Genomic DNA, 15,455 nt, shown 5'->3' with positions numbered 1-15,455 from the left:
CTCCGGTCACTTCCCGCGGCTGTCGTGACTGCCGGCGCGAGCGGCGGCGGTCTCTTCCTGCGGCACGATCGAGCGTGCGCGTTTGCCCTTGAAATAGGACTGAACCCACGGATCGTCGTAGGCCAGCATGTCGTCGATCGTCCCTTCCACCATTACCCGCTTCTTTCCGAGCACGGCAATACGGTCACAGACGGAAAACAGGCTGTCGAGATCGTGGGTCACCATGTAGACGGTGAGGCCCAGCGTATCGCGCAGCCTGGCAATGAGGTCGTCGAATTCGGCGGCGCCGATCGGGTCGAGGCCGGAGGTCGGCTCGTCCAGGAAGACGAGATCCGGATCGAGCGCCAGGGCGCGGGCAAGTGCGGCGCGCTTGATCATGCCACCCGAAAGCTCCGAGGGATATTTGTCGGCCGCGTCAGCCGCAAGGCCGACGAGCTTGATCTTCAGATGTGCGAGCTCATCCATCAGCGATTTCGGCAGATCCAGATATTCGCGCATCGGCACCTGGATGTTTTCCTTCACCGTCAGCGAGGAAAACAGCGCGCCCTGCTGGAACAGAACGCCGAGGCGCATGTCGAGCGAGTTGCGCTCGCTCTCGTTCAGCTCGTCGAAATTCTGGCCGAGGATTTCGATGGTGCCCGACTGGCGCGGCAGAAGGCGCAGGATCGTCCGCATCAGCACCGACTTGCCGGTACCGGACGCGCCGACGAAACCGAGGATCTCGCCGCGGTAGATATCGAGGTTGAGATTGTCGAGCACGATCTTCGAGCCGAAGCCGACGGTGACGTCGCGCGCCGATAGCACGATGTCCCGCTCCTTCTCACTACTCGTTTCGTTTTCCTGACCGTTCACGCTCAAACCCTAGAAATTGATGGCCGCATAGAAGATGGCAAACATGCCGTCCATGAGGATGACAACGAAGATCGCCTTCACGACTGCGGCCGTCACGTGCTGGCCGAGCGATTCGGCACTGCCGCCGACCTTAAGCCCTTCCACGGCCGCGACAATCCCGATGACGAGAGCCATGAACGGCGCCTTGATCATGCCGGCAAGCACGGTCGACAGCGTCACCGCCTCATGCAGGCGCGACAGGAAGGTCGCGAAGGTGATCCCGGAATAGGCCCAGGCAACGGTTGCGGCGCCCAGCAGCGAAGCGAAATTGGCAAGTACAGTCAGAAGCGGCAGCGCCACAGTCAGCGCCACCAGCCGCGGAAAGATCAGCACGCCGACAGGGTTCAGACCCATGACTTTCAGCGCGTCCACTTCCTCGCGCATCTTCATCGAGCCGATTTCAGCGGTGATCGCGCTGCCCGAACGGCCGGCGATCATGATCGCGGTCAGCAGCACGCCGATTTCACGAAGCTGCAGAATACCGACAAGGTCGACGACGAAGACTTCCGCGCCGAAATAACGAAGCTGGAACGCGCCCTGCTGCGCGATGATCGCACCAATCAGGAAGGACATCAGCAGGATGATCGGCGTCGCGCGGACGCCCATATGATCGATCTGGTTGACGATAGACGCCGGCGACACACCGGAACCGCGGCCAAACTTCATCTGCGCACCGCGCACGGCGGAACCCAAGATGTACATGGCGGCGGAGAAATTATCCCAGAGATCGAAGGTCATCTTGCCGACGGGCGCGAAGACGCGCTCCAGTAACGGCTTCTGCTTCGGCGTCTCGGTCTCCTGCTTGTCCGGCTTGCGGGAGAATTCTTCGATCATCTCGTCGATATGCTGATTGGTGCCCTCAAAATGCACCTGCCGCCCGGCCGCTTCCTCCTGCATCTTCAGGCGCACCAGCAGCCAGACACCGGCCGTATCGATGTCGGTGACATCGGAAAGGTCGAGTGTCAGGTCGCCGTCGCTCTGCGGCAGCTTGTCGAAATCCTTGATGACGGTATGAATATTGGCGCTGCGCCAATTGCCTTCCAGACGGACCATCCGCCCGTTGCCATTGGCTTGGTCGTCCACGTGGAGTGAGGCGGCTTTGCTGGGCTCGGGCTTCAAAATGCTTGTGTCTTTCAGGGCTTGCGGCGACATTGCCGACTCGCGAAGCATCGCTCACGCCCGGCGGGTTAATATACCCAAGACCCACAGAATTTCCATGCTTGCAGGATTGCAAATATGCCACGGTCCCTCGAAATCCAAATGAATTCATTCCCGATCGCGGGCACCTTCACCATCTCGCGGGGTGCAAAAACCTCCGCCGAGGTGATCTCGGTGACATTGCGCGAAAATGGCGGGCAAGGATGGGGTGAATGCGTGCCCTACCGCCGCTACGGCGAGACGATGGAAAGTGTCCAGGCACAGATCGAAGCCGCCCGGCCGCTGATCGAATCAGGAATTTCTCGCGAAGACCTGCTGTCGGCGATGGCCCCAGGTGCCGCCCGCAACGCCGTGGATTGTGCGCTCTGGGATCTCGAATCGAAACTCTCGGGCACGAGCGTCGCAAGCCGCATCGGCCTGACGGCGCCGAAGCCCCTCACCACTGCCTACACGATCTCGCTCGGCGAGCCCGACGTGATGGCGGCGCAGGCCGGCGAACATGCCGGACGCGCACTGCTGAAGGTCAAGGTCGGCACCGGCGACGATGAAAGCCGCATCCGCGCCGTGCGTGCCGCAGCCCCCAATGCGGCGATCATCCTCGACGCCAATGAGGGCTGGCCGGAAGCGGCACTCGAGCATCACCTGAAAATCTCAGCCGAAATGAACATCGCCCTCGTCGAGCAGCCGCTGCCGGCAGGCAAGGACGAGATGCTGGCCGTGATCAATCGCCCGGTCATCGTCTGCGCCGACGAAAGCGTCCACCACACCGGCGATCTCGCCAGCCTGCGCGACCGCTACGACGCGATCAACATCAAGCTCGACAAGACCGGTGGCCTGACGGAGGCGCTGGCGATGAAGCGCGAGGCGCAACGGCTGGGCTTCCAGATCATGCTCGGCTGCATGGTCGGCACCTCCCTGGCGATGGCGCCCGCCGTGCTGCTGGCGCAGGATGTCGAATTCGTCGATCTCGACGGCCCGCTCCTGCTCGCCAGAGACCGGGAACCCGGCCTGCGTTACGAAGCTTCCCTTGTCTTCCCGCCGGAAAGAGAACTCTGGGGCTGAAGGTAATAGGCAACGAAGACCAGCGTCATACCGATCGCGGCGACCAGCGCCATGACGTAGTAGCTGGCAAGACCGAGCCAGGCATAGAGATAGCCTGATGCCAGCGTCATCAGGCCCATGAACATGCCGTTATAGAAGAAATAGGCGCCCTGCGCCGAGGATTCCTGCGTTGCTTGCACCGAGGCAACGATCCGCCGCTGCACGCCGGTATGGACGAAGGCATAGGTGCAGGAATGGAAGCACTGCAGGAAGAAGAAGCCTGCGAAACTCCAATGCATCGGAAACAGCACCCAGCGGCAGATGCACATGGCGCAGCCGATGCGGATCAGCGTCCACGCATTGAAGCGGCGGTTCAGGTGCTTGGAGATGAAGAACACCATCACCTCGGAGGCAACGCCGGCACTCCAGAGAATGCCGACCTGCGTTCCCGAAAAGCCGAGCTGGTGCCAATAGATCGAGGCGAAGGCATAAAGCAGCGCGTGGCTGGACTGCTGGATCGCCACACCCCAGAGCAGCACGAGAAGATGCGGCTGGCGGAGCGAACTCCCGGTCGCCTGCTGCAGATCGACGGGTACGTTGCGCCGCCGCGTCGGGCCGATGCGCGGACAATAGATCGCCATCGCCATCGTCGTCGCAAAGCCGAAGATCATCACGGGCAGCACCATGTTGCCGCCCCAGACACCGATCATTTCGCCGCCGATCATCGTCGAGACGATGAAGGCGATCGAGCCCCAGACGCGCATAGACCCATAATCCAGTCCCCAGCGCCGGACACCGGAAATAACGATCGATTCGACGATCGGCACATAGGGCGCGAAGGTGGCGCCCTGGATGCTGTAGACGATCAGGACCGGCCAGAATGTCGTTGTCCAGTAGAGCGCAATCGCGGTCAGCAGCGACAGCCCGCCCGACCACAGGAGAACGTCGGCGCGCTCCTCCATCCGGTCGGCGTACATGGCAACGATGGGCGCCACGAGCACGCGCACCACCATCGGCACGGCAAGGATGACGCCGATCTCGTGATCGGTGAATTTGTGAACCGCAAGCCAGACGGGGAAGAACGGAAGAGCCACACCGTTGACGATCAGCGGGGCGCAGTAAGACAGGGCGCTGAGCAGCCGGAAACGCGGCGGAGCCCCCTCATCGACAGAGGCATTCTGGGCGGGAATCATGGTGGACCTGCAGGAAACTGTGCGTTGCCTAACACATCAACCTAGGGGCGACTATGGCGAGAAATAGCCCATTTGAAACGTTTTAAAAAATAAATAGGGCCGTTGCCCGGAGGCAACGGCTAAAGGTCTTGCAATATGGCGGGTTGAAAATCAGGCAGCCTGCGGAGCGCGCTCGGGCTGGTGCGTCAGCTTCAGCGTGACAGGCTCGGTGCTGGCAATCGCATTCCAGGTGATCAGCTCGAAAGTGCCGTCCTCATGCTCGGCAATCGCCGTGCAGCTCTCGACCCAGTCGCCGGTATTGATGTAACGCACACCGTCCATTTCCTCGATGACCGCATGATGGATATGGCCGCAGATGACGCCGTCGGCACCGCACTTGCGGGCCTCGTCGGCGACGACGCGCTGGAACTCGCCGATGAAGTTGACGGCATGCTTGACCTGCAGCTTGGCCCACGCCGAGAACGACCAGTAAGGCATGCCCATGCGGCGGCGAATGGCGGCCAGAACGATATTGATGCGGATCGCCATGTCATAGGCCCAGTCGCCGAGATAGGCGAGCAGGCGGGCATTGCGGACGACGACGTCGAATTCGTCGCCATGCAGCACCAGATATTTCTTGCCGTCGGCGCCCTCATGCATCATCCGCTCGGCCACTTCGATGCCGCCGAAATGCATGCCCGGGAAGTCGCGGAGGAATTCGTCGTGATTGCCGGGAATGTAGACGACGCGCGTACCCTTGCGCGCCTGGCGCAGCAGCTTCTGGATAACGTCGTTGCAGACCTGCGGCCAATACCAACTGCGCTTCAGGCGCCAGCCATCGACGATATCGCCGACGAGGACGATCGTGTCTGCCTCGTGGTGGCGCAGAAAGTCGATCAGGAAGTCGGCCTTGGCAGCCTTGGAACCGAGATGCACATCGGAAATGAAGAGCGTACGGAAGTGTCGCGTATCCATGTAATCCATCACAGGCATCCTGCCCGTGCCCCATCGTTCATCTGGCCTTCCAAAATCAGACTCGTGTTTCAGGAAGATGACAGCGCGGTTGTTTGACGCATCCCCCGGGCATAAGAGTTTTCCGCTTTCAACCTCAAATTCCCGCTGTCCCGCCGCACCGATTGTTGTATGGAGAAGGCTTCAAACGACATGACTGCGGTATTGGAGAAGGCAATGGATAATCAGGACAAATCCAAGACGGAGAAGAACCTGACAGGTGGAACTCTTGACGAACAGGCGCTGTTCTTCCACCGCTATCCCCGCCCCGGCAAACTCGAAATTCAGGCGACCAAGCCGCTCGGCAACCAGCGCGATCTGGCGCTCGCCTATTCGCCTGGCGTCGCCGCGCCGTGTCTCGCGATCCGCGACGATCCGGAGACGGCCGCCGACTATACCTCGCGCGCCAATCTGGTCGCCGTCATCTCCAACGGCACCGCCGTCCTCGGCCTCGGCAATATCGGCCCGCTCGCCTCCAAGCCTGTGATGGAAGGCAAGGCCGTTCTCTTCAAGAAGTTCGCCAATATCGACGTTTTCGATATCGAGGTCGATGCCTCGACCGTCGAGCAGATGGTCTCGACCGTCGCCTCGCTGGAGCCGACCTTCGGCGGCATCAACCTCGAAGACATCAAGGCGCCGGAATGCTTCGAGATCGAACAGCAGCTGCGCGCAAAGATGCGCATTCCCGTCTTCCATGATGACCAGCACGGCACCGCTATCATCGTCGCCGCCGCCATCCTCAACGGCCTGGAACTTGCCGGCAAGTCGATCAGCAACGTCAAGATCGTCACGTCTGGCGCTGGTGCCGCCGCCCTCGCCTGTCTCAACCTGCTCGTCGAACTCGGCGCCAAGCGCGAAAACATCTGGGTCCACGACATCGAAGGCCTCGTCTACGAGGACCGCAACGTCTTGATGGACCAGTGGAAGGCCGTCTATGCGCAGAAGAGCGACACCCGCACGCTCGCCGAAAACATCGGCGGCGCCGATGTCTTCCTGGGCCTCTCCGCCGCCGGCGTCCTGAAGCCGGAACTGCTGGAGCAGATGGCAGAAAAGCCGCTGATCATGGCGCTCGCCAATCCGACGCCGGAGATCATGCCGGAACTCGCCCGCGCCGCCCGCCCGGATGCGATGATCTGCACCGGACGTTCGGACTTCCCGAACCAGGTCAACAACGTTCTCTGCTTCCCCTTCATCTTCCGCGGCGCGCTGGATTGCGGCGCCGAGGAGATCAACGAAGCGATGAAGATGGCAGCCGTCCGCGCCATCGCCGGCCTCGCCCGCGAGGAGCCGTCGGATGTCGCCGCCCGCGCCTATTCCGGCGAGACGCCGGTCTTCGGGCCGAACTACCTGATCCCGTCGCCCTTCGATCCGCGCCTCATCCTGCGCATCGCGCCCGCCGTCGCCAAGGCTGCGGCCGAAAGCGGCGTCGCGCGCCGTCCGATCACCGATTTCGACGCCTATCTCGACCAGCTGAACCGCTTCGTCTTCCGCTCCGGCTTCGTCATGAAGCCGATCTTCACCGCCGCCAAGGCTGCCGAGAAAAAGCGGGTCATCTTCTCGGAAGGTGAAGACGAGCGCGTGCTGCGCGCCGCCCAGGTGCTGATCGAAGAAGGCATTGCCGAACCGATCCTGATCGGCCGTCCGCAGGTCATCGAGACCCGTCTGCAGCGCTACGGTCTGCGTATCCGTCCGCTCGCCGATTTCGCCGTCATCAACCCGGAAGACGATCCGCGCTTCCGCGAATATGTCGATCTCTATCTGTCGCTGGTCGGCCGCCGCGGCGTCATTCCGGAAGCGGCGCGCACCATCGTGCGTACCAACACCACCGTCATCGGTGCGCTGGCGCTTCGCCGCGGCGAGGCCGATGCGCTGATCTGCGGTCTTGAGGGACGCTACGAGAAGCATCTGCGCGACGTTCGCCAGATCATCGGCAAGCGCAAGGATGTCCGTGATTTCTCGGCGCTCAGCCTGCTGATCTCGCAGCGCGGCGCGACGTTCTTCACCGACACCTACGTGACGTTCAATCCGAGCGCCGAAGAAGTGGCGGAATCGGCGGTTCTTGCCGCCGAGGAAATCAAGCGCTTCGGCATCACGCCGCGCGCCGCCCTCGTCTCGCATTCCAACTTCGGCTCGCGCGAAAGCGAAAGCGCCACCAAGATGCGCGGCGCCCTGCAGCTGATCCGCGATGCAGCGCCTGATCTCGAAGTCGATGGCGAAATGCATGGCGAAAGCGCGATTGCCGACGAGATCCGCAAGCGCGTCATGCCCTCCACGACGCTGCACGGCGAAGCCAATCTTCTGGTCTTCCCGAACCTCGATGCGGCCAACATCACGCTCGGCGTCGTCAAGTCGATGACAGACGGCCTGCATGTCGGCCCGATCCTGCTCGGCACGGCGCTCCCGGCTCATATCCTGGCACCGTCGGTCACCTCGCGCGGCGTCGTCAACATGGCGGCTCTCGCCGTCGTCGAGGCACAGCAGCCGGCGTGAATTTGCGGTCGATCGGAAAAATGCGTTAGAATTCCTTCGTTAGCTTGTTAACGGAAGGCAGCTAGACAGGATGGATGCGGCAAATGCCCTGCCGCTTCCGGTTTGACTATGCTGCGGGATGATACCGTGAAACGCCGAAGCCTGACCCTTGCCGTTTTCCTTGCGGCTGCCGCGCCCGCGGCGGCGCAGACGAGTGCGATCTGCGAGGATCTGCGCGGCCGCCTTGCCGACCTGCCGCAGGTGATCGGTAACGGCCCGGAAATCCGCCAATATGCGAGCGCCATAGCCGAGCAGAATCTCGAGCTCCGCAAGCTGCGCAACGACCTGCGCAGCAACGGCTGCAGCGTCGACAGCATGGTCGTCATCGGCGGCGAGAATGCCGGCTACTGCAGCGACCTGCAGGAATCCGAAGCGCGGATGATCGACAACATCCACTACCTCCAGGACCGCCGCAACCAGCTACGCGAATCCGGCGGCAGCGATATCAACGAACGCCGCCAACTGATGGCCGCCCTCGACGACAACGGCTGCAACGACGATCCGGGCTATCAACCGGACGAGCGCGCCTACGAGCCGGCGCCAAGCACCGAAGAACAGGCGATGCGCGGCGATACCTTCATCCCGCTCGGCAACGGCGAGGAAGGCAACACGCAATATGGCGTGCCGCGCGGCGAGATGATGTCGCATGTCAGCACCATGTGCGTGCGCACCTGCGACGGCGGCTTCTTCCCGATCAGCACCAACGCCACCTCGATCGATTTCGGCCGCGATGCCTCGACCTGCTCGAAAATGTGCCCCGGCATCGAGACCGAGCTCTTCTATCAGGACGTTTCGAACACCGACGCCGCCAACATGATCTCGGCCGCAACGGGCGCCCGTTACAGCGCGATGCCGAACGCCTTCGCCTACAAGAACCGCGCTCCCGGCGAAAAGTCGTCCTGCACCTGCAATCTGACCGCCTATTACGAGCAAATGCGAAAGAACCAGACCGTCAGCGAACCGCCGCCGAAGGGCTCGATCACGACGATCACCACCAAGCCTGCAGCCACGGCATCTCAAACGCCGGCTGCACCGCAGCCACAGATCCCGGACCGGCCCTATGAGCCGCAGAATAGCAAGGTCCGCCAGGTCGGCCCGCAATTCCTCGCAGGCGACCAGGGCAGCATCGATCTGAAGAACCCGGCAACATCAGGCCCACAGCCGCAGCAGCAACAGCAGAACTAACCGGCATGGGCTGAACGTCGACCGGTCCTAGCGGCGGCCCCAGCCATCGCGGAAGACCAGCTCCTCGAGCGGCAGCCGTTGCCTCCAGCCTTTGACGGCGAGTTCCGGCTCCCGGTAGAGCTCGTCGACATAGCCGACGCAAAGCCAGGCAACGATCTCGATATGCGCGGGCACGCCGAGGATCTCCTTGAGCTCGCTTTCACGGAAGATGCTGACCCAGCCGACGCCGACGCCTTCGGCCCGCGCCGCAAGCCACAGGTTCTGCACGGCGCAGACGGTCGAATAGCTGTCCATCCGCGGATTATGCGTACGCCCCAGCACCACCTCGCCGCTGCGCGTCGGATCGCAGGTGATGCAGACACCGAGCGGTGCCTTGAGGATGCCTTCGAGCTTCAGCGACCGGTAGGTCGCCTGCCGCTCGCCATCGAACATCCCGGCCGCCTCATGGTTGGCCAGATCGAACGCCTCCCACACCCGCCGCCTCACAGCGGCATCGTCGACAACGATAAAATTCCACGGCTGCATGAAGCCGACCGAGGGCGCGTGATGCGCGGCCGAAAGCAGCCGCATCAACACATCCTCGGGCACCGGATCCGGCAGGAACTGGTCGCGCACATCGCGCCTGGTCATGATCGCCCGGTAGACGGCATCGCGCTCGTCACCGGAAAAAGCGGATGCGCGCTGCAGCGCATCCCCGCTCAAGGGTCGCATCGTCAAATCCCCAACAACGCAACCGACCCGCCGTCCGCGCGGGATCAGTCTATGATGCCAGGCCGGTCTTCTGACTTGGCGTCATCCGCCCGCCGCAGCCTTCCCGGTCTTGACCAGTGGCATGATGCGGCAGGCGTCAGCCTTACAGCGTTGGGCACGTTCCGGTCTCTCACCGGATTCCCGATTCTCCCGCCAATGGCGGGCACCTGACGAAAACCCTCTTGCCCGTTTTACCGGCGCGCTTCAAGTGGCCGGGAAATAGCGCACATAGGCAAACTCATCACCATCCGGTGACCAGCAGGGAACATTGATCGTGCCCTGCCCGCCGAACAGTTCGAACAGCGTCGTCAGGTTGCCGCCATCCATGTCCATCAGCCGCAGCCTAACATGCAGGTCGCGCGGGTGGTCGAAAACATCAGGATCGTAGGAGAGGATCAGCACCCGGTCGTTGGTTGGCGACGGATGGGCAAACCAGTTGCCGTAATTGTCATGCGTGACCTGCTCCAGCCCGGTTCCATCGGGGTGAACGCGCCAGATCTGCATCAGCCCGGTCCGGCTGGAATTGAAATAGATCCACTGCCCGTCGAAGGAATAATCCGGCCCGTCATTGCGGCCTTCGCCATGCGTCAGCCGACGCTCGGTGCCGCCGTCGACCGCTATCGTATAGATGTCGAAGACGTCGTCGCGGATACCGCAATAGGCCAATTCCTTGCCGTCGGGCGACCAGCCGTGCCAGTAGGACGGAAGATTGGTGGTCACCTGCTTCGGCGCCCCACCTTCCGCTGGAAGCGTATAGATGCAGGATTTTCCGTATTCCGTCTTATCGGAAATCACATACCGCTTTCCATCGGGCGAAATGCCGTGATCGTTGTTGCAGGCGGCGGCAAAGCCGGTATCGACCTGCTTCAGCCCGCCCTCACCATCCGGTGACAAGCGATAGAGCAGCCCATCGCCGTTCAGCAGCAGATAGCGCCCGTCAGGCGAAAAGTTCGGTGCCTCGATCAGCTGCTCCGTCTGGAAAACCACCCGGCTCTTGGCCGTACGGATATTGTAGATCTCGACCGAACTGCGCATGCATGCCTCCCGCATTGTGCGGCGGTCCGGCTATCCGCCGTTCCGCTTCATTCTGATTTGCATGCGGTTTGTGCCATGCATCTGTGTCTCGATAAAGTCGCATCGCTTCAAAAGCGAACTGAGGTTCGGAGCGCCGAAATGCTGCGCCCTGAAGTCGGGATAGACCTGCCGCAGCAAGGTGCCAAGCTCGGCAATATCGAGCCAGCCTTCCTCCCTCAGCTTCGCCGTCTGCAGCGCCTGCGCGATATAGGGCCGGATGCTCGGTGACGGCTGCAGCGCCACGACCTTGGCCAGCGCCGGAAGGCTCGCAGGCGCCTCCGCGAGCCGCAACTCGAAGAAATCATCGAACGACTCGCGCAGCAGCCTGGAAGCATTCGGCGCACCAAGCCCGATCGCCTGCTTGCCGCGCATCCGGATGCGCGTCGCCAGATGGCCGAGGTCACGATCACTGCTGGCGATGCAGAAGAGATCGATTGCCGAAGCTCCTAGATATTCCATCGCATCGACGGCAAGCAGGATATCCGCACCGTCCTTGCCCGACTGGGAGCTGACCGCCGTCTGCAGGCTGAGCGCATGCTTTCCGGCAGCAGCGATCCACGGCTGCGCAGCCTCGCGCGTGAAGTCGCCATAGGCACGCCGCTCGATCAGACGTCCGTAGCCGGAGGCGATGTCGATGATCTCGCCCGCCGAGCGCGCCGGCAGGTTTTCGGTATCGATGAAGACGGCGACTTTCGTATCACGCACGATCAGGACCTCCCGCGTTTGCTTCGATAGAAACGCGGGAAGGTGCGGAAGTCAGCAGCTTTCGGTTGATCGGGTTAACGATCGCTAACTGCGATCCCTAAACCGGTTGGTAATCGGGTAGCGGCGATCACGGCCGAAATTCTTCTTGGTGATCTTCACGCCGGGCGCCGACTGGCGGCGCTTGTATTCGGCGAGATAGAGCAGATGCTCGACGCGGTGGACGGTCGCCACGTCATGGCCGCGCGCGACAATCTCGTCGACGCCCATTTCCTTCTCGACGAGGCATTCGAGAATGTCGTCGAGAACAGTATAAGGCGGCAGCGAATCCTGGTCCTTCTGGTCCGGGCGAAGCTCGGCTGACGGTGCCTTGTCGATGATATTCTGCGGAATGACGACGCCAGATGGCCCCAGCGCATCCGGCGGCACATGTTCGTTGCGCCAGCGCGAGATCGCATAGACCTGCATCTTGTAGAGGTCCTTGATCGGATTGAAGCCGCCGTTCATGTCGCCGTAGAGCGTGGCGTAACCGACCGACATTTCCGACTTGTTGCCCGTCGTCACCACCATCGAGCCGAACTTGTTGGAGATCGCCATCAGGATGACGCCGCGGGCGCGACTCTGCAGGTTTTCCTCGGTGATGCCGCTATCGGTGCCTTCGAAGAGGTCCGACAGCGCCGAAGTGAAGCCCTTCACCGGCTCCTCGATGGGCACGATATCGTAGCGGCAGCCGAGCGCCCTGGCGCAATCGGCGGCGTCCTTCAGCGAATCCTCCGATGTGTAGCGGTAGGGCAGCATGACGGTGCGCACCCGCTCCTCGCCGAGCGCATCGACGGCAATCGCCGCGCAGATCGCCGAGTCGATACCGCCCGAAAGGCCGAGCACCACATTCTTGAAGCCGTTCTTGTTGACGTAGTCGCGGAAGCCGAGCAGGCAGGCGCGGTAGTCGGCCTCTTCCTTCTCCGAAACATGCGACATCGGCCCTTCGCTGCAGCGCCAGCCGTTCTCGCCGCGCTTCCAGGTCGTGACCGCAAGCGCCGGCTCGAACTGGCTCATCTGGAAGGCTAGCGACTTGTCGCCGTTAAAGGCGAAGCTGGCGCCATCGAAGACCAGTTCGTCCTGGCCGCCGAGCTGGTTTGCGAAGATCAGCGGCAGGCCGGTCTCGATGACCTGGCGCAGCGCCACCTGGTGGCGCACGTCCACCTTGCCGCGATAATAGGGCGAGCCGTTCGGCACCAGCAGGATTTCAGCGCCGCTTTCGGCCAGTGTCTCGCAGACGCCGAGATCGTTCCAGATCTCCTCGCAGATCGGCACGCCGATCCTGACGCCACGGAAATTCACCGGCCCCGGCATCGAGCCTTCGTCGAAGACGCGCTTCTCGTCGAACTCGCCGTAATTCGGCAAGTCGATCTTGTCGCGTAGCACCAGGATCTTGCCGCCATCGATGACCGCAACCGAATTGTGCCGCCCGGTTTCGCCCTGGCGGGGGAAGCCGACGATGACGCCCGGGCCGCCATCGGCCGTATCGGCAGCGAGATCGTCGACCGCCTTCTGGCAGGCCTTCACGAAGGCCGGTTTCAGCACCAGATCTTCGGGCGGATAGCCGGAAATGAAGAGCTCCGTCAAAAGCAGAAGGTCCGCACCCTGGCGAGCGGCATCGGCGCGTGCCTCGCGGGCTTTCGCAAGATTTCCTGCAACATCGCCCACGGTAGGGTTCAGCTGCGCGACGGCGATACGGAGCGTGTTCAAGGGAGCGTTTTCCTGTGTCATGTCATTTATTTAGCGCGCGCGTCCTCGCCCCGCAACGTGCTCCGCCATGAAAAGCGGCAGTGTCTGATACGCGGAAAATTCAAATCCCAGGGAAAAGCAAGGAAACATTAATGGTTCATCTAGCGTTCATGGCGGGCATGTGACAGTTCGATGAAGTTTTTATGACGCCGCGAAATCGGCGGGAATGACATTGGAGTCCGCCTTGATCGCATCGGTCATGAAGTCCGCGCAGGCCAGAAGAATGGCGCTGCTTTCCACTGGTCTCGGCTCCAATGTCCGCTCTCCGGCTGCCCGCGGTGTCCTCAGCGTCGCGCTGACCTTGTCTATCGCGCTGCTGAGCGTCATCGCCGTCGAATGGATCGCCCGCAGCACGCTTGCCGATGTCGGCGATTTCCTGACCTCGACGGCCCGCCCCGGCATGACCACCGTGGCTATGCTGAGCATCCTGATGCTGACGCTCGACGCGGCCTTCGGCCGCCGCCACCAGTCCGCGCTGATCGTCGTGCCACTGGTGCTGATCCCGGCTTTCGTCTCGAACCAGAAGCAGCACTATCTCTCCGACCCGTTCTATCCGTCGGATATCCTGTTTGCCCGGCAGATCATGGAACTTCTGCCGGTGATGGTCCGCGACCGGCCCTTCACGGCGGTCGCCCTGGTCATCGGTATCGCGCTTCTCGGTGCCGGCATCGTCTTCGGCTGGCGCTATGCCTGGCGCACCTTCCCGAAGCTCTCGGGCCAGGCGCGCCTGCGCCGCCTTTGCCTCGGCCTGCCCGTTATCGCCGCCTTCGGCTCGCTGATGGATTATTCGCAATATTCCTATATCCGCGACCGCCTGCAGGTCGTGCCGATGATGTGGGATCAGAAGGAGAACTACCGCAGCAACGGCTTCATCCTGGCCTTCATCTTCAACGTGCCGATGGCCGATGTCGCGGCTCCGGCCGGGCTGAATACCGAAGCGCTGGATGCGATCCCCGCCCGCAATTACGGCTATCTCGCCGGCCCGCGCGAAAAGCCTGATGTCATCATGCTGATGAGCGAATCCTTCTGGGATCCGACGCGGCTGAAGAACCTGAATTTCAGCGCCGACCCGATGCCGACGATCCGTGCCGCGCAATCCGGCTACGTCTTCTCGCCGGAATTCGGCGGCATGACCGCGAATGTCGAGTTCGAGGCGCTGACTGGCTTCTCGAATGCCTTCCTGCCCTATGGCAGCATTCCCTATCAGCAGTATATCCGCCGCGATATTCCCTCGCTCGCCACCTTCTTCCGTGGCGAAGGCTATGCGGCACGCGCGCTGCATCCCTTCAGCGGCTGGTTCTGGAACCGCAACGAGGTCTACAAGGATTTCGGCTTCGAAGAATTCCGCACCGAGGAAACCCTCCCGCCGATGGAAAAGCGCGGCATCTTCGCCTCCGATGACTCGCTGATGAAGGAAATCATGCGCGAGGGCGATGGCCTCGACAAACCCTTCTTCTTCTTCGCTGTCACCCTTCAGGGACATGGTCCCTACGAGGCCAATCGCTACGCGCATAACTCGATCGACATCCAGGGCAACATCCCGGAAGCCGACCGCGCCACGCTCGCCACCTATACACAGGGCGTCAAGGAAGCCGACGACAGCCTGAAGATGCTGATGGACTGGGCTTCGCACCGCGACCGCGAGACGATCATCGTGCTCTGGGGCGACCACCTGCCGCCGCTCGGCAATGTCTATATGAGTGCCGGCTACATGCCGGACCAGGTGGCCACCCGCAAGGCGCCGCTCGACGTCATGAAGCAGCAGCACGAGACACCGCTGGTCATCTGGTCGAGCAAGAAGGGCGTGAAGCAGGATGTCGGCACCATCAGCCCGTCGCTGATCTCCTATAACCTGCTGAAATTCGCCGGCTTCGAGCATCCCTATTACACCGGCTTCCTCGGCCGCGTTCAGAAGAAATACGACATCATCGACCGCTACCAACTGGCGACGCGCAAGAACGAAGTCACGCCGGATTGGGTTCTCGACCCCAAGAAGCTCGACCCGCTGGTGCGCGACTACCGCTATCTCCAGCATGACGTGATGTTCGGCAAGGCGCAGACGCTCGACCGCTTCTTCCCGCAGCACGTGATGGTCAACGAAGCCAGCTACTGAGCCTAAGACTTTAATTTGCATTGCATTCCGCCGGTCGGCGG

Annotated in this window: 12 protein-coding genes and 1 riboswitch; of the genes, 4 read left to right on the top strand and 8 right to left on the bottom strand. The window is 62.1% G+C overall.

What is annotated here, in order from left to right; genetic code table 11:
• Positions 1-6: 6 nt before the first annotated feature.
• Positions 7-852 carry an ABC transporter ATP-binding protein gene (locus ACODR6_RS29280; protein ID WP_203428747.1) on the bottom strand — a complete coding sequence of 282 codons (846 nt, stop codon included), beginning with the start codon at positions 850-852 and terminating at the stop codon, positions 7-9.
• 9 nt (positions 853-861) lie between these two features.
• Positions 862-2,043: an ABC transporter permease gene (locus ACODR6_RS29275; protein ID WP_489025948.1), complete on the bottom strand. Its 1,182-nt coding sequence runs from the start codon at positions 2,041-2,043 to the stop codon at positions 862-864.
• An 84-nt stretch (positions 2,044-2,127) separates the two neighbouring features.
• On the opposite strand from ACODR6_RS29275, the gene dgcA reads away from it, so the two are divergent.
• Complete coding sequence (dgcA, locus tag ACODR6_RS29270; RefSeq protein WP_413709617.1) at positions 2,128-3,111, top strand: N-acetyl-D-Glu racemase DgcA; 984 nt, start codon at positions 2,128-2,130, stop codon at positions 3,109-3,111.
• Here dgcA and ACODR6_RS29265 read toward each other — a convergent pair.
• Positions 3,063-4,283, bottom strand: coding sequence for an MFS transporter (locus ACODR6_RS29265; protein WP_489025946.1), 1,221 nt, complete (start codon positions 4,281-4,283; stop codon positions 3,063-3,065). The genes dgcA and ACODR6_RS29265 overlap by 49 nt on opposite strands.
• A 150-nt stretch (positions 4,284-4,433) precedes the next feature.
• Positions 4,434-5,237, bottom strand: coding sequence for a UDP-2,3-diacylglucosamine diphosphatase (locus ACODR6_RS29260; RefSeq protein WP_489025997.1), 804 nt, complete (start codon positions 5,235-5,237; stop codon positions 4,434-4,436).
• 213 nt (positions 5,238-5,450) lie between these two features.
• On the opposite strand from ACODR6_RS29260, the gene ACODR6_RS29255 reads away from it, so the two are divergent.
• Both ACODR6_RS29255 and ACODR6_RS29250 read left to right on the top strand, forming a co-directional pair.
• Entirely contained in the window at positions 5,451-7,763 is a 2,313-nt protein-coding gene (locus ACODR6_RS29255; protein ID WP_130278189.1) for an NADP-dependent malic enzyme, read from the top strand.
• Between the two features lie 126 nt (positions 7,764-7,889).
• Positions 7,890-8,987, top strand: coding sequence for a DUF2865 domain-containing protein (locus ACODR6_RS29250; RefSeq protein WP_489025944.1), 1,098 nt, complete (start codon positions 7,890-7,892; stop codon positions 8,985-8,987).
• Positions 8,988-9,014: 27 nt separating this feature from the next.
• Here the strand turns inward: ACODR6_RS29250 and bluB are convergent, their stop codons facing one another.
• From bluB to ACODR6_RS29230, 4 genes are all read right to left on the bottom strand, one after another.
• Positions 9,015-9,698 carry a 5,6-dimethylbenzimidazole synthase gene (gene bluB / locus ACODR6_RS29245; protein WP_489025942.1) on the bottom strand — a complete coding sequence of 228 codons (684 nt, stop codon included), beginning with the start codon at positions 9,696-9,698 and terminating at the stop codon, positions 9,015-9,017.
• Between the two features lie 43 nt (positions 9,699-9,741).
• A riboswitch (cobalamin riboswitch) is annotated at positions 9,742-9,923 on the bottom strand.
• 18 nt (positions 9,924-9,941) lie between these two features.
• A complete protein-coding gene (locus ACODR6_RS29240; protein WP_489025940.1) occupies positions 9,942-10,772 on the bottom strand; it encodes a TolB family protein in 831 nt (276 codons plus the stop codon).
• Positions 10,773-10,802: 30 nt separating this feature from the next.
• A complete protein-coding gene (locus ACODR6_RS29235) occupies positions 10,803-11,516 on the bottom strand; it encodes an NYN domain-containing protein (protein ID WP_489025938.1) in 714 nt (237 codons plus the stop codon).
• Positions 11,517-11,600: 84 nt separating this feature from the next.
• Positions 11,601-13,283: an NAD+ synthase gene (locus tag ACODR6_RS29230; protein ID WP_489025936.1), complete on the bottom strand. Its 1,683-nt coding sequence runs from the start codon at positions 13,281-13,283 to the stop codon at positions 11,601-11,603.
• A 241-nt stretch (positions 13,284-13,524) separates the two neighbouring features.
• On the opposite strand from ACODR6_RS29230, the gene ACODR6_RS29225 reads away from it, so the two are divergent.
• A complete protein-coding gene (locus ACODR6_RS29225; protein WP_489025934.1) occupies positions 13,525-15,414 on the top strand; it encodes an LTA synthase family protein in 1,890 nt (629 codons plus the stop codon).
• Positions 15,415-15,455: the final 41 nt, after the last annotated feature.

It is taken from the genome of Rhizobium sp. FG96, from assembly GCF_057808655.1.
This window is presented reverse-complemented; position numbering and strand designations above follow the sequence as displayed.